Origin of the sequence: Polaromonas eurypsychrophila (assembly GCF_014641715.1) — a bacterium.
Lineage (GTDB): Bacteria > Pseudomonadota > Gammaproteobacteria > Burkholderiales > Burkholderiaceae_C > Polaromonas > Polaromonas eurypsychrophila.
The window spans coordinates 77,021-95,623 of record NZ_BMIG01000012.1; the positions used below are offsets into that span (position 1 = coordinate 77,021).

Here is an 18,603-nt window from a genome sequence, read left to right on the forward strand (position 1 = left end):
TGAATCCGCGTCCGCACTAAACCACCATTTACCCAAAGCCTGGCCTTTTTGGCTGGGTTTTTTTCTGCGCGGCGTCTGTTCACAGCTGTGAGCCCAGCAACAGCGCCATCCGTTCCATAACTTTTTCCTTCAGCGGGCGCGCCGCCCATTCTTCGTAACTCACCCGCCGCGAGCGCTTGAGATCGTCCTCGAATACCTGCGTCTGCTGCTCGGCGAAGCTGGTGTCAAACACATTGAGGTTGGCTTCGTCGTTCAGACGGAAGGAGCGGTTGTCGAAGTTGGTCGAACCGACCGACACCAGCAGTTTGTCCACAACCATGGCCTTGACGTGGTACATGCTGGGCTGGTACTCGTAGATTTCAGCGCCCGCCTCAAGCAGCGGCCCCCAGGTCCCGCGCGACGCCGCGCGCACGGTGTCGGTGTCGATGATCTCGCCGGGGGTAATGAGACGAATTTTCACGCCGCGCCTGAGGGCTTCGATAAGGGCCTTGCGGGTGAGTTCGTCCGGCACGAAGTAGGCGCTAGACAGGTCTATGCTTTTGTCTGCCGCCGTGATGGACAGCTGGTACATCAGCTGCATGCTTTCGCTGCCCCCCGATGGCGAGCTTGAAAACACCTGTGCCAGACTGTTGCCCGCTGGCTGCAGGGCCGGGAAGTAGGTCTCGCCGTGCATCACCTGGCCGGTGACCTTGAGCCAGTTGTCCATGAACACGGCCTGCATCTGGGACACCGCCGGGCCTTCCAGCTTGAAGTGCGAGTCGCGCCAGTGCTCGGCGTCCTGGCCGGCACCGGTCCACTGCGGTGCAATGCCCACGCCGCCGGTGAAGCCGGCTTTCCCGTCCACCACCAGCAGCTTGCGGTGGGTCCGGTTGTTCATGCGGCCCCAGTCGTACCAGTGCGGCTTGTGAAACTTGCGGATTTCGACCCCTGCGGACTCCATTTTCTGCAGGAAGGCATCGTCAATTTTGGCGCTGCCTACCCAGTCCAGTAGCACGTGCACCTTGACGCCCGCGCTGGCGCGCTCAGTCAGGGCATCTGCAAACTCGCGGCCGATGTCGCCGGACCAGTAGATATAGGTTTCAAACGTGATGCTGTGTTTGGCGCCACGTATGGCAGACAGCATGGCCGGGAAAATCTGGTCACCGTTGAGCAGCTCCTGCACCCGGTTGCCGCCGACAGCGCCCGGGCCGAGCAGCGAACCCATGGCCCGCAGAAACTGGGGCGAACTGGCCGGGTACAGGCGCGGCATTTCGCGGTTCACATTTTTTTCGCCCGTGCTCAAGTTGGCCACCAGCAGCACCGCCACCAGTGTCAGCAATACCGTGAAAACAATGGTCATAACAAAGTGTTTTTTTTTGATCATCGATGGGTTATCCGCGCGGGGAGGGCGCAAAGTCTGGCTACCGGGTGGCGGCCCGCACAAGGTGCAAGATTAGCGAGGCACTGCAAGCGGCGCTGCGGGAAGCCGCCTTTTGCCCAAGTAGGCGGCATGCCCGACCTGCCGGGCGACAATACGCCCATGGTCACTATGCAACTTCAGGACATTCTTTTTTCCCAGGGCTTCGGCACGCGGCGCGTCTGCGCCGGGCTGGTTCAACAGGGTTTTGTGGCTGTAGCCCATGTCCCCTTTGAGGATCCTGCTATGAAATTCGTAGTGGACGGGCTGCAGTTCACGGTTCAGGGTGTGGACTGGGCCTACCACGCCAAGGCCTATTTGATGCTGCACAAGCCCGCGGGGTATGAGTGTTCGCAAAAACCCAGCACCTATCCCAGCATCTACACCTTGCTGCCGGCTCCTATCCGTCAACGTGGCGGCGGCGCGGCGGCCGGGGTGCAGGCGGTCGGGCGGCTGGACCAGGACACCACCGGCCTGCTGCTGCTGTCGGACGACGGCAAGTTCATCCACCGCATGAGCTCGCCCAAACACCATGTGCCCAAGGTCTATGAGGTGCGGGCGAAACACCCGGTCGACGACAAACAGGTCGCGAAATTGCTGGGTGGCGTGGTGCTGGATGACGATCCGAAGCCCGTGCGCGCCGCCGCCTGCGAGAAAACCGGCGAGCAGACGCTGAGCCTGACCCTGACCGAAGGCAAGTACCACCAGGTCAAACGCATGATTGCCGCTGTCGGCAACCGGGTCGAAGAGGTCGGCGGCCTGCACCGCGCACGCATCGGTTTGCTGGACTTGCCGGCCGACCTGTTGCCGGGTCAGTGGCGCTGGCTGACGGCGCAGGACCTGGCCGCGATCTCAGCTTGAGATTGTCGGTTGACCATAAAAATGGCCTCCAGCCCATAGCTGGCCTGCGTGAGCAGCTATTTATTCGATAGCGAAAATAAAACTCAAGACAGTGGCTGCAGGAAGGTCGAAACCGCCTCCAGCGTGCGCTCCGGCTGGTCGCGTTGCGGCGAATGCCCGCAGCCGGTCAGCCGCAGTTGCACGGTCTGCGGCGCGGCCAGCGCCAGTTCGTCGAGTTGGGCCATCGTGCCGTATTCGTCGTCCAGGCCCTGAATGCCCAGCAGCGGGGCGCTGATGCGCTGGCAATCGGCGCGGATGTCGAAGCGGCGAAAGCCTGGTGAGAGCCAGACATCGTTCCATTGCCAGAAGGCGCCGTCCACATCGGCATGGTGGCGGGCCAGTTTGTCACGCAGCCCGCCGGTCTCAAAAGCAGCTGTGGCCGCGGCAATGGCGCGCACAGCGATGTCCTCGACCACCAGGTGTGGCGCCATTGCGATGGTCGCTGTCACCGGATGCCGGGAGGCGTGGAGCAGGGCGATGCTGGCACCGTCCGAATGGCCCAGCAGCACCGGCCGGACGATGCCCAGCGCCTCCAGCAGCGCCGGCAGCACCTCCCAGGCTTCGCGGTGCATGTAGTCGGGGAGCAGGCGGCCGCTGCCGCGCACATCGGGCACAGCGTCGGACTGACCGTAACCGCGCCGCGAATACACGATCCCGGCCCGGCCGGTGGCCTCGCACACGGATTGCGGCCAACTGCGGCCGCGCTGGGTCCAGAGGCTGACCGATCCCAGGCCCTCGTGCAGGAAAACCAGCGGCGCTTTGCCATCCGGCCCGGCGATCTGTTGCAGCTCGAGGCGCACCCCCTGAATGTCTACAAAGTTCATCGCCTCATCGTAAAGGATGTAAGCGGCTTGCCGCCCTGGCGCGTTAGGTCAGGCCAGCCCGCTACACTTGCCAGTCGCCAGAAGAAAGTCTTTTGTGAACCTGTCCCTCCGTTTGTTTGCTGCGGCCCTGTGCTGCCTGTCGGGTGTCGCCGCCATGCCTGTCCTGGCTCAGCCTGCGCCGCTGTTTGTGCTCAATTCGCTGGACGCGAATGTCAGCGTCATCAACCCGCTGACCTGGACCGAAACCAAACGCATTGCCACCGGCAAGGAGCCGCACCACATTTACCTCACGCCCGATGAAAAGTCGGTGATTGTGGCCAATGCGCTGTCCGACACCCTGACCTTCATTGATCCGAAAACCGCCGAGGTCCAACGCGTGATCCCCGGCATCCTGGACCCCTACCAGCTGCGCTTCTCGCCGGACATGAAATGGTTTGTCACGGCAGCCAATCGCCTGAACCACATCGATATCTACCGCTGGGACGGCAGCAATATCACCCTGGTCAAACGCGTGGCCACCGGCAAGACGCCCAGCCATTTGTGGATAGACAGCAAAAGCACCACGGTGTATTCGACCATGCAGGACAGCGACGAGCTGATTGCGCTGGACCTCGCGACCCAGACCATCAAGTGGCGCACGGCCACCGGCTCCATCCCGGCCGACCTGTATGGCAGCGCCGACGACAAGCTGATCCTGGTCGGTCTGACCGGCGGCGACACGGTCGAGGTGTTTGACGTGAGCGGCAAGCAGCCGCAGCGCACGCGGGTGATCAAGACTGGCGCCGGCGCACACGCCTTTCGCGCGCTCGGCGACGGCCGCCACGTGCTGATCAGCAACCGCGTGGCCAATAGCATCAGCAAGATTGACCTGCAGACCCTGACCGTGGTGGACAACTACCCGGCGCCTGGCGGGCCAGACTGTATGGAGGTTTCGCGCGACGGCAAGCTGATTTACGTCACTTCACGCTGGGCGCGCAAACTCACGGTGATCGACATGGCCAGCCGCAAGGTGGTGCGCCAGGTCAATGTTGGAAAGAGCCCTCATGGGGTCTGGACGCTGGATCACGCGCCTAGGCAATAGGCCCCCACGCTCCGCCGCTGCGCGGGTCGCTGCCCCCCGAGGGGGCGCTGCGCCTGCGGACCGGCGGAGCCGGACCCGCGGCCCCGGCTTGACTTTCCGTCCCTGGCGGGCGTGGCTCGCTATGGTTTTGGTAGCTGTTGGGCTAGGACCGGCGTGGGCTGATGGCTGTTTTGATACCCAGGGCAAGGCGGGCAAGCCGGTGTACCTGACCCTGGACACCGGCCACATGGGAGTGGCGCCGTTGATGGCGGACATCCTCAACAAGCACCAGGTCAAGGTCACGTTTTTCGGCGCCAACGAACGTACGCAGACCGGCGACGGCAGCCTGGGCAAGGACTGGGCGCCGTGGTGGAAGGCGCGCGCCGCCGAAGGCCATGCGTTTGCCTCACACACTTTCGACCACACTTACTGGCGCGCAGACGTCGGCTCCGACCAGTTCAGGGTGCGTCCCTCCGCTGGGCCTTCGGAAGGCAAGGAGTCGGTCTGGACCGCCGCCCAGTACTGCGCCGAAATTGCCAAAGCCGGCAGCCGGCTCGAAGAGCTCACCGGCAAAAAGCCGCTGCCGCTGTTCCGTGCGCCTGGCGGCAAGATCTCACCCAGGCTGCTGGCCGCCGCCAAAACCTGCGGCTACGAGCATGTGGGCTGGTCGCCGGCGGGTTTTCTCGGGGACGAGCTGTCCAGCGAGGCGTATCCCAACGACCAGCTGCTTAAAAAAGCGCTGCGTGATATCCGCTCTGGCGACATCCTGCTGGCGCATCTGGGTATCTGGTCGCGCAAAGACCCTTGGGCGCCGGCAGTGCTGGAGCCACTGATCACCGACCTGAAAGCGCGCGGTTTCTGTTTTGCGACCTTGCGCGAACACCCCCGTTACCAGACCTGGATTGCGCAACAGTCTGGCCAGGCGCCGGCCCCGGCGGCAAAATAAGCGCATGGACAGCCTGGAGAGCCTTTTTTCGACCGCGCAGCAATGGCTGTTTGAGAGCGCCGTGCAGCCGGCGATGTTTGCGCTGGGTCTGGGCAATCTGCTTGAAACCGGCTATGAAGCCACCGCCTGGTTCATGGTTGGCCTGATCCAGATCCTGATTTTGCTGGCCGTGGTTGGCCCGCTGCAGCGCTGGCGCCCGGTCGAGCCGGTGACGGACCGCGCGACGATTCGCACCGACATCCTCTACACCCTGATTCACCGTCTCGGTCTGTTCCGCATCGCGCTGTTCTTCACGCTGGAGCCATGGTTCGACGAGTTGTTCGGCATGGCGCGCACGTCCGGTTACGGCACCTTCCACCTCGACCAGCTCTGGCCGGGCGTGACGGACAACGCGGTCGTCAGCCTGCTCATCTACCTCGTGGTATTCGACTTTATTGCCTACTGGACGCACCGCGGCCAGCACCAGATCGAATGGTGGTGGCGCCTGCATTCGCTGCACCATGCGCAGCGGCAGATGACGATGTGGAGCGACAACCGCAACCATTTCCTCGACGACATCATCGTGGACGTGATCGTGGTGCTGGTCGCGCAACTGATCGGTGTGGCGCCGGGCCAGTTCATCGCCATTGTGGCGCTGACCCAGCTCAGTGAAAGCTTCCAGCACGCCAACCTCAAGCTCTGGTTCGGCCGTGTCGGCGAGCGCCTGTGGGTCAGCCCGCGTTTTCACCGGCTGCACCACAGCATAGGCCTGGGCCATGAAACCCCGGTGCGCCTGAGGCGCGAGGGACCCGACGTCGCCGGGCCGCCCCAAGACGGGAGCGCCCCCCTGGGGGGCAGAGAGGCGGAGCCGAACGTGGGGGCCGTCAAACTCGCCGGGCCGCCCCAAGACGGGAGCGCCCCCCTGGGGGGCAGAGAGGCGGAGCCGAACGTGGGGGCCGTCAAACTCGCCGGGCCGCCCCAAGACGGGAGCGCCCCCCTGGGGGGCAGAGAGGCGGCGCCGAACGTGGGGGCCTTCAAACTCGGCGGCTACAACTTCGGCGTGCTGCTGCCCTGGTGGGACGTGCTGTTTGGCACCGCCAACTTTGAGCAGCGCTACGACCCCACCGGCATCCGCGACCAGGTCGAGCAGTTGCGCGACTACGGCAGCGGCTTCTGGTCGCAGCAGTGGCTGGGGTTGAAACGGCTGGTTGGTCGCGCCTGACTACGGCGGCGGGTTATCCTCAGACTATGGGCAAGCTTCTCGATTCTTTCTGGCGCGCGGTGGCGTACTGCCTGCACCCGCGGGTGATTGCGCTGTCGGTGCTGCCGCTGGTCATCATGGTGGTGCTGTCGTTGGGCCTGGGCTACTTCTTCTGGGACGATGCGCTGTCCGCCGTGCGGGCTGGCCTGGAAAGCTGGGAGCTGCTGGGCACCATGGCACGCTGGCTGGAAGGCCTGGGCCTGGGCAACTTGCGTGTGGTGCTGGCACCAACGATTTTGCTGTTCCTGAGCATCCCGGTGATCGTCATCGTGGCGCTGCTGTTCGTCGCGATCCTGATGACACCGGCCATGGTGGCGCTGGTGGCCGAACGGCGCTTTCCGGAGTTGGAGCGCAAACGGGGCGGCTCGCTGCTTGCGAGCCTGTTCTGGTCGCTGGGCTCGACCGTGCTGGCCGCCGTCGCACTCGTCATTTCCATCCCTCTGTGGCTGATCCCGCCGCTGATACTGATCCTGCCGCCGCTGATCTGGGGCTGGCTGACCTACCGCGTGATGTCTTATGACGCGCTGGTTGACCATGCCAGCGCCGAAGAGCGGCGCGAAATCTTCCGGCGCCACCGCGGCAGCCTGCTGGGCATCGGCGTGCTCAGCGGCTACCTGGGCGCCGCGCCCAGCCTGCTGTGGGCCTCGGGCGCGATGTTCATTGCCATGGCGCCGCTGCTGGTACCGGTAGCGATCTGGCTGTACACGCTGGTGTTTGCCTTTTCCTCGCTCTGGTTTGCCCATTACTGCCTGGCTGCGCTGGAGCAACTTCGCAAGCAAAACAATGCCCTGGCCCCCGAACCGCTTGCGCAAGCAGCTATTGAATCCATAGCAAACGAGGTGTTGCCGGCAGCCGCAGCCGGCGCGCCTGCACCCGGCTTTGGCGCCCCTGGACAGCAGTCCTGATCCCTTTCTTTTTTTCCTGAATTCACCATGAGCATCTCTTTCGGTCTGGTCATCGTTGGTGACGAAATCCTCTCGGGCAAACGCGCCGACAAACACATGCCCAAAGTGATTGAACTGCTGGGCGCGCGGGGCTTGCAGCTCGCGTATGCCGACTATGTGGGCGACGACCCGGCACGCATCACCGCCGTGCTGGCGCGTGCCTTTGCCGCCGCACGTAATTCGGGCGACGTGGTGTTTTCCTGTGGCGGCATAGGCGCGACGCCGGACGACCACACGCGCCAGTGCGCCGCCGCGGCGCTGGATGTGGAGCTGGCCCTGCACCCCGAGGCCGAACGCCTGATTCGCGAACGTATGCAGGACATCGCGAAAGAGCAGGGCGTGCCCTACGAGCCGGACCGCCACGACAATATCCACCGCCTGAACATGGGCATGTTCCCGGTAGGGGCTGCCATCATCCCGAACCCGTACAACAAGATTCCCGGTTTCAGGGTCCAGGCCGGCGCCGGCGCCGTCCACTTTGTTCCAGGATTCCCGGTCATGGCCTGGCCCATGGTAGAGGCAGTGCTGGACACGCATTACGCCCATCTGCACCAAAAATCAGCCTGGACGGAGAAATCGGTGATCGTCATGGGCTCCATGGAAGCGGCGCTGACGCCATTGATGCTCGCGATTGAAGCAGGGCACAGCGGCGTCAAGGTGTTCAGCCTGCCCAGCGTTGATCACCCCGACTACGGTCGCCATATTGAGCTGGGTGTCAAAGGGGCCCCCGAGGCCGTGAACGCGGCTTTTCCGGCCCTGCTGGCAGGTCTGCACGCATTTAACGCCAAGCTCGGCCCCGAATTGGTGCGTTGAATAATTGCACCAATGATGTGCATTTTGGTTTGCACGCGATTGGTGCCTGAAAAATTCGGCAATTTTTCGAGCCGGTGGCCGGATGGCATGCTTATCGGCGCCAAGATAGCGGCACAATCGCAGGCTTGGCAGAAAAAAAGCGCCATTGGTGGTGGCACAAAACGTGCATCCACCGAAGCCGAAAGTATTTTTAACAACCATCCAGCAACAGGAGATTCTGATGGCAAAGACCGTCGCAGACGTCATGAAAATGGTCAAGGAAAACGAAGTCAAGTTTGTTGACTTCCGTTTTACCGACACTCGGGGCAAAGAGCAGCACGTGACCGTGCCGGTGTCCCATTTTGACGAAGACAAATTCACCTCGGGCCATGCCTTCGACGGCTCCTCCGTGGCAGGCTGGAAGGGCATTGAAGCTTCCGACATGCAATTGATGCCCGACCCGAAAACGGCCAACATCGACCCTTTCTTCGAAGAAACCACGCTGTTCATGAGCTGCGACGTGCTCGAGCCCGCCGACGGCAAGGCCTACGACCGCGACCCGCGCTCCATCGCTCAGCGCGCCGAGGCTTACCTCAAGGCCTCCGGTCTGGGCGACACCGCCTACTTCGGCCCCGAGCCAGAGTTTTTCATCTTCGACGACGTGCGCTGGAACACCGACATGTCGGGCACCTTCTTCAAGATCGAAGAATACGAAGCCCCCTGGAATTCGGGCGCCAAGCTCGAAGGCGGCAACCGCGGCCACCGTCCGACCGTCAAGGGCGGCTACTTCCCCGTGCCTCCGGTCGACAGCACGCAGGACATGCGCGCCGAAATGTCCCTGATCCTCGAATCGCTGGGCATCCCGGTTGAAGTGTTCCACCACGAAGTGGCCGGCGCCGGCCAGAACGAGATCGGCACCAAGTTCAGCACGCTGGTCCAGCGCGCCGACTGGACGCAGATCCTCAAGTACGTTGTGCAAAACGTGGCCAATGCCTACGGCAAGACCGCCACCTTTATGCCCAAGCCCATCGTTGGCGACAACGGTTCCGGCATGCACGTGCACCAGTCGATCTGGAAAGACGGCAAAAACCTGTTCGCCGGCGACGGTTATGCGGGCCTGTCTGACTTTGCGCTGTACTACATCGGCGGCATCATCAAACACGCCCGTGCCTTGAACGCCATCACCAACCCCGGCACCAACAGCTACAAGCGCCTGGTTCCCGGTTACGAGGCACCGGTCAAGCTGGCTTACTCGGCCAAAAACCGCTCGGCATCGATCCGCATTCCTTACGTCGCCAACCCCAAAGGCCGCCGTATCGAGGCGCGTTTCCCCGACCCACTGATGAACCCTTACCTGGGCTTCTCGGCCCTGATGATGGCTGGTCTCGATGGCGTGGAAAACAAGATCCATCCCGGCGAAGCCGCCACCAAGGACCTGTATCATCTGCCGCCCGAGGAAGATGCGCTGGTGCCAACCGTCTGCCACAGCCTGGACCAGGCGCTGGACTGCCTCGACGTGGGCCGCAGCTTCCTGACCAAGGGCGGTGTGTTCACCGACAGCATGATCGACGCCTATATCGAACTGAAAATGGGTGAAGTGACGCGCCTGCGCCAGGCCACGCACCCGATCGAGTTTGAGATGTATTACTCACTGTAATTTTTTACAGTCTGTGGTCAAAAAAGGACGGCGCAAGCCGTCCTTTTTTATTTCCCAGCAGGGTTATCAATGGCAGGATTTTGCTTTTCTTACCCTTTGCAGGATACTGACAGACTGTCCAAGCCTTAACAGGCACTTGGGGTTACGTATGAAACCTACAGTACTTCTTTCAACTTTTCTTGTTCTCGCTGGCAGCATGGTCGTCGCTTCCGCGCAGGAGCGCATCTACCGCTGCGCCGGAAAAGACGGCGCCACGCCCGAATACATAAACAACGCCAAGGACGCCCAGGCGCGGGGCTGCAAACAGATCGACGGTGGCAATGTCACCGTTGTGCAGAGTGCGCCGATAAGCCGTCCGGCGGCGTTTCGTGTGGCGGGGGCCGTGCAGGCCGCGCCGGTGTCGGGCAACAGCGAACAACGTGCACGCGACAGCGATACCCGGGCCATTCTGGAGTCCGAACTCAAAAAAGCCGAGATCAAGCTGGCCGAGCAGCAAAAAGAGTTCAACAAGGGTGAGCCGGAAAAGCAGGGCATTGAAGGCCGCAACTACCAGCGTTACCTCGATCGCGTGGCTGAAATGAAGGAAAGCATGGTGCGCCACGAAAGCGACATTGCCGGCCTGAAACGCGAAATCGGCCGTCTGCCGGCACCCACTGCCCGCCAGTAGGGCCTGTTCACACTATTTATACGGGTGCGAACGCGGTGAAAACAGCGTTAATCAAGGCGCGCGACGCCCGCCAGACCGGGCGCTGGCGTAGGAGTGCAACGCAGAGTGGCGTTGTTTTCACCCCGTTCCCTTCGGGTTGCGGCCAAAAAGGCCATGCGCAGTGTTGCAAAGCCTTGCCGGGCTCCAGCCCGGCTGCATTTTGCGCCTCGTGCATGACCTTTTTGACTCGCAACGCATCTCGCACAAATAGTGTGAACAGGCCCTAGCTGCTTCTGCGTCAAAATAGGACGCTTGAAAAAGCCCAACTTCTCCTCTGCCGCAACCGCCGCGGCGTCTTCACGCTTTCAGTCCTTTGACCTGCTGGCCACGCTGGTGGCCGTCGTGCGGACCAACGGTGTGGTGGTGTTTGCCAACGCGGCGCTCGAAGACGCGCTCGGAACCTCGCGCCGGACCATCGAAGGCTCGCAACTGCCCGACTGTTTCACCGAGCCGACGATCCTGCACAACGCGCTGGAAGGCGCGGGCAGCAACGAATTTGCGGCGCTGCGTTATGACGCCTGGCTCAAACCGCTGAATCGCGAACCCATGCCGGTTCATGTGGTGGTAGCGCAGACCGACACGCCCGGCGAAGCGATTGTTGAGCTGCTGCCGCTGGAGCAGCAGGCCAAGCAGGACAGGGAAGAGCGGCTGATCGATCAGGCCCAGGCCAACAAGGAGTTGATTCGCAACCTGGCGCACGAGATCAAGAACCCGTTGGGCGGTATTCGCGGCGCGGCCCAATTGCTGCAGATGGAAATCGACTCCAAGGAACTGACCGAATACACCCAGGTCATCATCCATGAGGCTGATCGACTGCAGTCCCTGGTGGACCGGCTGCTGGCGCCGCACCGCAGGCCGCACCTGGTCGGCGATGTGAATATCCACGAGGTCTGCGAACGCGTGCGCTCTCTGATCCTGGCCGAATTTCCCAAAGGTCTGCGCGTGCTGCGCGATTACGACATCTCGATTCCCGACTTCCGTGGTGACCGCGAGCAGCTGATCCAGGCGGTGCTCAACATCGCCCACAACGCCGCGCAGGCCTTGGCCGAGCGCATTGCCGCCGGTGACGCGCAGATCAGTTTCAGGAGTCGAATTGCACGCCAGGTAACTTTCGGCAAGCAGCGTTATCGATTGGCACTGGAATTGCATGTTATCGACAATGGACCGGGTGTTCCGGACTCCATCAAGGACCGTATCTTCTATCCCCTGATCTCAGGGCGGGAGGGTGGTTCCGGGTTGGGGCTGACCTTGGCGCAAACCTTTGTTCAGCAACACCACGGCTTGATCGAGTGCGAAAGCGTCCCTGGCCGCACGGATTTCAAGCTGCTGATACCGCTGCCTTGAAACCGTCACCTTTATTGATGGATAACCGGTAGAAGTACCAAAGGGATAAAAAACATGAAACCGATCTGGATTGTTGACGATGACCAGTCCATCCGGTTTGTGCTGGAAAAGGCCTTGCTGCGCGAAGGCCTGCCGACCCGCAGCTTCATCAACCCCCGCGAAGTGCTGGCGGCACTGGACGTTGCCACTGATGACGACGGCCCGCAAGTGCTGGTCAGCGACATCCGCATGCCTGGCGGCTCGGGCCTGGACCTGCTGTCCACCGTCAAGGAAAAACACCCCGGCCTGCCGGTCATCATCATGACGGCGTTTTCCGACCTCGATAGCGCCGTTTCGGCTTTCCAGGGCGGTGCTTTCGAATACCTGCCCAAACCCTTCGACCTGACCAAGGCGGTGGAGCTGATCCGCCGCGCGGTCGAGGAAAGCCAGCGCGAGGAGGTGGCCGAGGAACGCATGGCCGCCACGCCCGAGATGCTGGGCCAGGCGCCCGCCATGCAGGACGTGTTTCGGGCCATCGGCCGGCTCAGCCAGAGCAATGTCACGGTAATGATCACTGGCGAGTCCGGCTCCGGCAAGGAGCTGGTGGCGCGCGCACTGCACAAACATTCGCCGCGCGCCAACGGTCCGTTTGTAGCGATCAACACCGCCGCCATTCCCAAAGACCTGCTCGAGTCCGAACTGTTCGGCCATGAACGTGGCGCTTTCACCGGCGCCCAGACCATGCGCCGAGGCCGCTTCGAGCAGGCCGACGGCGGCACCTTATTCCTCGACGAGATTGGCGACATGCCTTTTGATTTGCAGACGCGCTTGCTGCGAGTGCTCTCCGACGGAAATTTCTACCGTGTTGGTGGCCACAACGCGGTCAAGACCAATGTGCGCGTGATTGCCGCCACCCACCAGGACCTGGAGCAGCGCGTCAAGGAAGGCGGTTTCCGCGAGGACTTGTTCCACCGCCTCAATGTGATCCGCCTGCGCCTGCCGGCGCTGCGCGAGCGCCGTGAAGACGTGTTCATGCTGACGCGCCACTTCCTGCAGCAAAGCGCCAAGCAGCTCGGTGTGGTCGAGCCCAAACGCATTTCGGATGCGGCCTTGCAGAAACTCAGCACCTTCGGATTTCCTGGCAATGTGCGCCAGCTCGAAAACATCTGCCACTGGCTGACTGTGATGGCGCCGGCTCAGGTGATCGAAGCCAAGGACTTGCCGCCCGAGGTGCTGGACGCACCGCCCGAGCCGCTGCGCGCGCCTGCGCCGGTTCTGGTCGAAAGTGGCGCGGTGGTGCGCCATGCGGCCTTGCCGGACACGGGCATGGTTGACGCTGTTGCGGACAGTGCGCCTGCCGAGAAAATCTCGTTTGCATCTGCGGAGATGGGCTTGCCGCCGCAAGGCAGCACCTGGGAAACCGGGCTCGAGGCCGAGGCCATGGCCCTGCTGGCCACCGGCCGCAGCGATGTCTGGGACGTGCTGACCCGGCGTTTCGAGTCCAAGCTGATCCAGACCGCGCTGCTCAACACGCGCGGGCGCCGCATCGAAGCGGCGCAAAAGCTCGGCATAGGCCGCAACACCATTACACGCAAGATTCAGGAACTCAATCTCGAGTGATGGAGCCCCCACGCTCCTCACTGCGTGTAGTCGCTGCCCCCCGAGGGGGCGCTGCGCCTGCGGGCCGGCGAAGCCGGACCCGCGGCCCCTGCTTGATAAGAGATGCCAGCGCGCGCGATAACTGCGTACCGCTGATTTAAAGTCCAGCCATGAGCCGCTTATCCCTGACCCGCGACAAGATCTACAAAACCGTGGCGCGCCAGTTGCATGGCAAAGTGCCGTGCTGGGTTTGCGGTGAACATGTGTTGCCGGCGGCTGCGACGCTGGAACACATCCGGCCGCTTAGCGAGGGCGGCAACAGCCATGCAGAGAACCTGGCCATCAGCCACGAGCTCTGCAACAGCCAGCGCCACGCCAAAGGCCTTGTCCCCGGCTCTGTCGAGTCACCGGGGCGGGTAGCCCGCAGTTTGTGAGTCAAATTGGCATCCAGCCCATATCGGACGGGCGGGAGTAGCTACACTATTTATAGCAGATCAAGGTGCGCGATGACCGGCACATGGTCGCTGGGCCGCTCGTTCTTGCGCGGCAGCTTGTCGATCACGCAGCTTTGCACCGCCGGCTTGAGCGCGTCGCTGACCAGGATGTAGTCGATGCGCAGGCCCCGGTTGCGGCGGAACGCGAACTCGCGGTAGTCCCACCAGGAGTAACTCTTCTCGGGCTGCTCGAACAGCCGGAAGGCATCGTGCAAGCCCAGGCCCAGCAGCGCCTTCAGGTGTTCGCGCTCCTCGGTCGTGTGGTGAATGGTTTCGCGCAGGCCTTCGGCGTCGTAAGTGTCGCGGTCATCAAAAGTGATGTTGAAGTCGCCGACCAGCACCAGCTTCGGTTGCGCCGCCAGTTCCTGGCCCAGCCAGCTGCGCAGGCCTTCCAGCCACTTCATCTTGTACGCAAACTTGTCGGTGCCGGGCGCCTGGCCATTGACGAAATAACTGTTGACCAGGCGCAACTCGCCCTGCGGTGTGTCGAGCGTGGCGGCGATCACGCGCGACTGCTCGTCGCTGAAACCGACGATGTTTTTCACGATGTTGCGTGCCGGATTCCGGCTCAGGATGGCGACGCCGTTGTAGGTCTTCTGGCCGAAGACTGCGCTCTGGTAACCGGCGGCGGCCAGCGCCTCCAGCGGAAACTTGTCATCGCTGAGCTTGAGCTCCTGCAGGCACAGCGCATCGACCGGGTTGGCGGCCAGCCAGTCCAGCACCTGCGGCAGGCGCACGGCCAGGGAGTTGACATTCCAGGTGGCGATTTTCATGGGCGCTCCAGCGTGACGAAACTGAAAGGCAGGCCCTTGGCCGAGACATGCGCGCTGCGCGCGGTCTCGCGCCAGGCCGGGCCCAGCGTGGGCGCGTAGGTGTCGCCGTCGAAGTCCCGGGCGATCTCGGTGACTTCTACGCAGCTGGCCAGCGGTTCGGCCTGGACGTAGATCTGTCCACCGCCAATGACCCAGATATCCGGAGCATCACCAGCCTGCGCCAGCGCTTCTTCGAGGCCGCCGGCGCGCTGCGCACCGTCGGCCCGCCAGTCCGGCTGGCGCGTGATCACGATGTTGGTCCGTCCCGGCAGCGGGCGGAACTTGGGCGGTAACGAGTCCCAGGTCTTGCGGCCCATGATGACCGGACAGCCGAGGGTCAATTGCTTGAAATGCGCCATGTCTTCCGGCACATGCCAGGGCATGACGCCGTCCTTGCCGATGACGCCGTTGGCGGCGCGGGCGTAGATGAGGTTGATGCGAGGCTTCTGATGAGGAATGCTCATAGCGTCGCCTCCCCAACGTCGTAACTTGCAAAAGACTCAGGTGTCAGCGACCAGCGGCATTCCGTCGTGTCGATCCCCGCTGAGCGGGGCCCCTCGCCAGTCGCCTTCATACCGCTACCGGCGCTTTGATCGCCGCATGGTGTTGGTAATCCAAAAACTCGAAATCCTCGAATTCGTAGTCAAAGATCGAATCAGGTTTGCGCGTGATCTTCAGCGTCGGGTAGGGGTAGGGCGCGCGGCTCAGTTGCAGCGCCACCTGCTCGGCGTGGTTGCTGTAGATGTGGCAATCACCGCCGGTCCAGATGAAGTCCCCGACGTCCAGATCGCACTGCTGGGCCACCATGTGGGTCAGCAGGGCGTAACTCGCGATGTTGAAGGGCACGCCGAGGAAGATGTCGGCGCTTCGCTGGTAGAGCTGGCAACTGAGTTTGCCTTTGCCACCTGGCGCGGTCGCAGGTGCGACATAAAACTGGAAGAAGGCGTGACACGGCATCAGCGCCATTTTGGACAGCTCGGCCACGTTCCAGGCGCTGACGATGATGCGGCGCGAGTCCGGGTTGGTCTTCAGGGTTTTGATCACATCGGCAATCTGATCGATGTGGCCGCCGTCCGGCGTCGGCCAGCTGCGCCACTGCACGCCATAGACCGGACCGAGGTCGCCGTCTTCGCGCGCCCATTCGTCCCAAATGGTCACGCCGCGCTCTTTCAGCCAATTGTTGTCGCTGGAGCCCTGCAGAAACCACAGCAGTTCATGCACGATGGACTTGAGGTGAACCTTTTTGGTGGTGACCAGCGGAAAGCCTTCGTTGAGGTCAAAACGCATCTGGTAGCCAAACACACTTTTGGTGCCGGTGCCGGTGCGGTCGGCCTTGAACACGCCATGGGTGTCCACATGGCGCATGAACTCTTCGTACTGGAAGCGGATGGGGCGGGTCATGTAGCGTCTGTATTTTTATCGTGCCGTTGTTTAAGCTTTTTGTTCACTTCTTCCAATAGCAGTCGATTTGCCATTTCCGAGAGATCGATGCCAAGTTGCTCGGCCATATCGAGAGTTTTGCAATTCAACTCAATAGAGACGTCCGTCATTGCTGGATCGTTGGCGTGCTGCATCGTCATCTCCGAATAGAAAGTCAAATTCTATGACCGTTTCTGTCGAGGACTGCATGGAGGAAAAAGTGACTTGAGTTCCGAAAAGTCACCATCCGATCGAGATGCGATTTCCGACCAAGCTCGCTGAAAGGCAGGACGCTTCATATGCGAGGCCATACCGTCTTTCCAAAATCTCCAAGTTTTTTCGGAAATTCGTTTACTTTTCCAGAGAAAAACTTGCTCATTGCACAGATCAAAATAGTGATAGAACTCATCGAATGACTCATCATGCTCGTGATCTGAGAGAACCTCACCCAATAGTGCTTTAGTTGGAAGCCGAGATGCGAGAACGCGGTACTCTTTGGTAAACGAGTCCTCAAAGCTTGTAACGCTTTGCTTTTGGGCAAGCCAAAGCTGCCAAGCAGCGACTCCTACACCGATAGCGGTTGCCACGTTCGATAGTTGAGACAGAGAGTCGCTCATTTTGCTAGTTCTTTACCAGGTTGCTCAGACCTTCAACACTCGCCCCGGGTTCATCAGGTTGTGCGGGTCCAGGCCCTGCTTGATGGCGCGCATCATGCCGAGTGCCACCGGCGATTTGTGTTTCGGCAAGGAGTCGACTTTCAGGCTGCCGACGCCGTGTTCGGCCGAAATCGAGCCGCGATAGCGGTCCACCACTTCATAGACCAGCGCATTCATCGGCGCTTCCTGCTCGTTGAGGAAAAGCGCCTGATCTTCATTCTCGGGAGCCTGCACGTTGTAGTGCAGGTTGCCGTCACCGAGGTGGCCGTAGACCACGAGGCGCGCGCCGGGAAAGCGCGCGAGCAGCAGGGCGTTGGTCTCTTCCACGAATTCCGGGATGCGCGAGACATTGATGGAGATGTCGTGTTTGATGTTCAGGCCCTCTTCGGCCTGCGCCAGCGGAATGCTCTCGCGAATGTGCCACAGCGCGTGCGCCTGCGCCATGCTTTCGGCGACCACCGCATCACTCACGCAGCCGGCTTCCATGGCGGCTTCGAGCAGGCGCTCGAAGCAGGCCCGTGCATGTTCTTCCGATTCGTTGTCCGAGTTCTCCAGCACCACACACCATGGCGACTCCTGCCAGAAAGGCACACGCTGCTGCGGGAAATGTTTGGCCACCAGGCTCAGCGGGAACTGACCCATGAGCTCGAAACCGGTCAGGCCCGAACCCAGGTATTCATGCGCCAGCCCCAGCAACTGCACGGCAGATTCAAGCGAGGGCACGGCGGCAAAAGCGGTGAGCTGGCTCTTGGGCAGGGGGTACAACTTCATGGTCGCGCCGGTGATCACGCCCAGCGTGCCTTCGCTGCCGATGAACAGGTGGCGCAGGTCGTAGCCGGTGTTGTCCTTGCGCAGGCCGGTGAGGCCGTCCCAGATCTCGCCTTGCGCGTTCACGACTTCCAGCCCGAGGCAGAGTTCACGCGTGTTGCCATAACGCACGACCTGGGTGCCGCCGGCATTGGTGCCGAGGTTGCCGCCTATGGTGCAACTGCCTTCTGAGGCCAGGCTCAGCGGGAACAGGAAGCCGGCTTGTTCGCAGGCTTCCTGCAGGTTTTGCAGCACACAACCGGCATCAACGGTGATGGTCAGGTTGCCGGCGTCCAGCGTGCGCACCTTGTTCATGCGCGTCAGGCTCAGCACGACCTGCGTGCCGCTGGCGTCCGGGGTGGACCCCACCACCATGCCGGTGTTGCCGCCCTGCGGCACCATGCTCACGCGGGCTGCGACGCAGGCCTTGACCACGGCGGCAACTTCAAGCGTCGAGCCGGGGCGCACCACGGCCAGCGCCTTGCCGGTTTCACGCCGGCGCCAGTCCTGCACCCAGGCGGTCAGGTCACCTTCGGTCAGGACATGGGCGGCGCCAACGATCTGGCGCAGCAATTCAATCAGTTCGCTGTTTGTGCTCACGGTGTTTGGGCTTCCGGTTCAGGGCTTGCATGGGTTTTGGCGTTTTTCAGGCGGATGCGCACGTGCAGGGCGCAGGCGGTGAACAGCAGCAGGCACAAGGCGACTTCGATCATCGCCAGATAGTTGCCGGGCGGCTTGTCGCTCCAGGCGCGGACCGCGCCTTCGGTGAAGTAGAGCCAGACCATCAGGCTCAGCCAGCGGTAGGTGTACATGCGGTTTCTCAGCAGGCCGGCCAGCGGGATACACAGCGGCAGCACCTTCAGTGCCAGCAGCGAGCCGCCGGGACGAATTGGTGCCAGCCACATCTCCCAGGCCAGGCCCAGCACGATCAGGCCGCCGAGGCTGCCCAGGGCCAGCCAGCGGGTGGCGTCGATTTGCGTGGTTTTGTTCATGTAGGGCGTGATCATCATTTGCGCGGGTCGATGGCA

The 18,603-nt window shown here is 62.1% G+C and carries 20 protein-coding genes; 12 read left to right on the forward strand and 8 right to left on the reverse strand.

The annotated features are described in order from the left end of the window. Window positions 1–79: 79 nt before the first annotated feature. Window positions 80–1,339 (reverse strand): phospholipase D-like domain-containing protein, encoded by a 1,260-nt coding sequence (locus IEX16_RS15255; protein ID WP_229676372.1) that lies wholly within the window; start codon window positions 1,337–1,339, stop codon window positions 80–82. Window positions 1,340–1,528: 189 nt separating this feature from the next. Between IEX16_RS15255 and IEX16_RS15260 the strand changes: the two genes are divergently transcribed. Continuing rightward, window positions 1,529–2,257, forward strand: a complete 729-nt coding sequence (locus tag IEX16_RS15260) for a 16S rRNA pseudouridine(516) synthase (protein WP_188709386.1) — start codon at window positions 1,529–1,531, stop codon at window positions 2,255–2,257. 83 nt (window positions 2,258–2,340) lie between these two features. Here IEX16_RS15260 and IEX16_RS15265 read toward each other — a convergent pair whose 3' ends face one another. Beyond that, a complete protein-coding gene (locus IEX16_RS15265) occupies window positions 2,341–3,120 on the reverse strand; it encodes an alpha/beta fold hydrolase (protein WP_188709345.1) in 780 nt (259 codons plus the stop codon). A gap of 94 nt (window positions 3,121–3,214) precedes the next feature. On the opposite strand from IEX16_RS15265, the gene IEX16_RS15270 reads away from it, so the two are divergent. From IEX16_RS15270 to IEX16_RS15325, 11 genes are all read left to right on the forward strand, one after another. Further along, window positions 3,215–4,201, forward strand: a complete 987-nt coding sequence (locus IEX16_RS15270) for a YVTN family beta-propeller repeat protein (protein WP_373288361.1) — start codon at window positions 3,215–3,217, stop codon at window positions 4,199–4,201. A gap of 121 nt (window positions 4,202–4,322) precedes the next feature. Beyond that, a complete protein-coding gene (locus IEX16_RS15275; protein WP_188709346.1) occupies window positions 4,323–5,126 on the forward strand; it encodes a polysaccharide deacetylase family protein in 804 nt (267 codons plus the stop codon). Between the two features lie 4 nt (window positions 5,127–5,130). Then, entirely contained in the window at window positions 5,131–6,327 is a 1,197-nt protein-coding gene (locus IEX16_RS20085) for a sterol desaturase family protein (protein WP_229676373.1), read from the forward strand. A 26-nt stretch (window positions 6,328–6,353) separates the two neighbouring features. Further along, window positions 6,354–7,271: an EI24 domain-containing protein gene (locus IEX16_RS15290; RefSeq protein ID WP_188709347.1), complete on the forward strand. Its 918-nt coding sequence runs from the start codon at window positions 6,354–6,356 to the stop codon at window positions 7,269–7,271. 27 nt (window positions 7,272–7,298) lie between these two features. After that, complete coding sequence (locus IEX16_RS15295; RefSeq protein ID WP_188709348.1) at window positions 7,299–8,123, forward strand: competence/damage-inducible protein A; 825 nt, start codon at window positions 7,299–7,301, stop codon at window positions 8,121–8,123. 12 nt (window positions 8,124–8,135) lie between these two features. Then, the gene (locus IEX16_RS15300; protein ID WP_188709349.1) at window positions 8,136–8,405 is read left to right on the forward strand and encodes a hypothetical protein; all 270 of its coding nucleotides are present in this window, start codon (window positions 8,136–8,138) and stop codon (window positions 8,403–8,405) included. Further along, entirely contained in the window at window positions 8,344–9,759 is a 1,416-nt protein-coding gene (glnA, locus tag IEX16_RS15305) for a type I glutamate--ammonia ligase (RefSeq protein ID WP_188709350.1), read from the forward strand. The genes IEX16_RS15300 and glnA overlap by 62 nt, the downstream gene beginning before the upstream one ends. Window positions 9,760–9,955: 196 nt before the next feature. Further along, a complete protein-coding gene (locus tag IEX16_RS15310) occupies window positions 9,956–10,426 on the forward strand; it encodes a hypothetical protein (protein ID WP_373288362.1) in 471 nt (156 codons plus the stop codon). A gap of 282 nt (window positions 10,427–10,708) precedes the next feature. Then, window positions 10,709–11,809, forward strand: coding sequence for a nitrogen regulation protein NR(II) (gene glnL, locus IEX16_RS15315; protein ID WP_373288364.1), 1,101 nt, complete (start codon window positions 10,709–10,711; stop codon window positions 11,807–11,809). Between the two features lie 54 nt (window positions 11,810–11,863). Next, on the forward strand, window positions 11,864–13,408 hold the full coding sequence (ntrC, locus tag IEX16_RS15320; protein WP_188709353.1) for a nitrogen regulation protein NR(I): 1,545 nt from the start codon (window positions 11,864–11,866) through the stop codon (window positions 13,406–13,408). A 149-nt stretch (window positions 13,409–13,557) separates the two neighbouring features. After that, window positions 13,558–13,821: an HNH endonuclease gene (locus IEX16_RS15325; protein ID WP_188709354.1), complete on the forward strand. Its 264-nt coding sequence runs from the start codon at window positions 13,558–13,560 to the stop codon at window positions 13,819–13,821. Window positions 13,822–13,871: 50 nt separating this feature from the next. On the opposite strand, the gene xth is transcribed toward IEX16_RS15325, so the two are convergent. From xth to IEX16_RS15355, 6 genes are all read right to left on the reverse strand, one after another. Continuing rightward, entirely contained in the window at window positions 13,872–14,654 is a 783-nt protein-coding gene (gene xth / locus IEX16_RS15330) for an exodeoxyribonuclease III (RefSeq protein WP_188709355.1), read from the reverse strand. Beyond that, window positions 14,651–15,157, reverse strand: coding sequence for a dihydrofolate reductase (locus tag IEX16_RS15335; protein ID WP_188709356.1), 507 nt, complete (start codon window positions 15,155–15,157; stop codon window positions 14,651–14,653). Before IEX16_RS15335 ends, xth begins: the two co-directional genes overlap by 4 nt. 106 nt (window positions 15,158–15,263) lie before the next feature. Further along, complete coding sequence (locus tag IEX16_RS15340) at window positions 15,264–16,094, reverse strand: thymidylate synthase (RefSeq protein WP_188709357.1); 831 nt, start codon at window positions 16,092–16,094, stop codon at window positions 15,264–15,266. Continuing rightward, window positions 16,091–16,267 (reverse strand): type II toxin-antitoxin system CcdA family antitoxin, encoded by a 177-nt coding sequence (locus IEX16_RS15345; RefSeq protein WP_188709358.1) that lies wholly within the window; start codon window positions 16,265–16,267, stop codon window positions 16,091–16,093. The genes IEX16_RS15340 and IEX16_RS15345 overlap by 4 nt, the downstream gene beginning before the upstream one ends. Window positions 16,268–16,753: 486 nt before the next feature. Next, window positions 16,754–18,175 carry an FAD-binding oxidoreductase gene (locus IEX16_RS15350; protein WP_188709359.1) on the reverse strand — a complete coding sequence of 474 codons (1,422 nt, stop codon included), beginning with the start codon at window positions 18,173–18,175 and terminating at the stop codon, window positions 16,754–16,756. Continuing rightward, window positions 18,172–18,582: a DUF2069 domain-containing protein gene (locus IEX16_RS15355; RefSeq protein ID WP_229676374.1), complete on the reverse strand. Its 411-nt coding sequence runs from the start codon at window positions 18,580–18,582 to the stop codon at window positions 18,172–18,174. Before IEX16_RS15355 ends, IEX16_RS15350 begins: the two co-directional genes overlap by 4 nt. Window positions 18,583–18,603 lie beyond the last annotated feature (21 nt).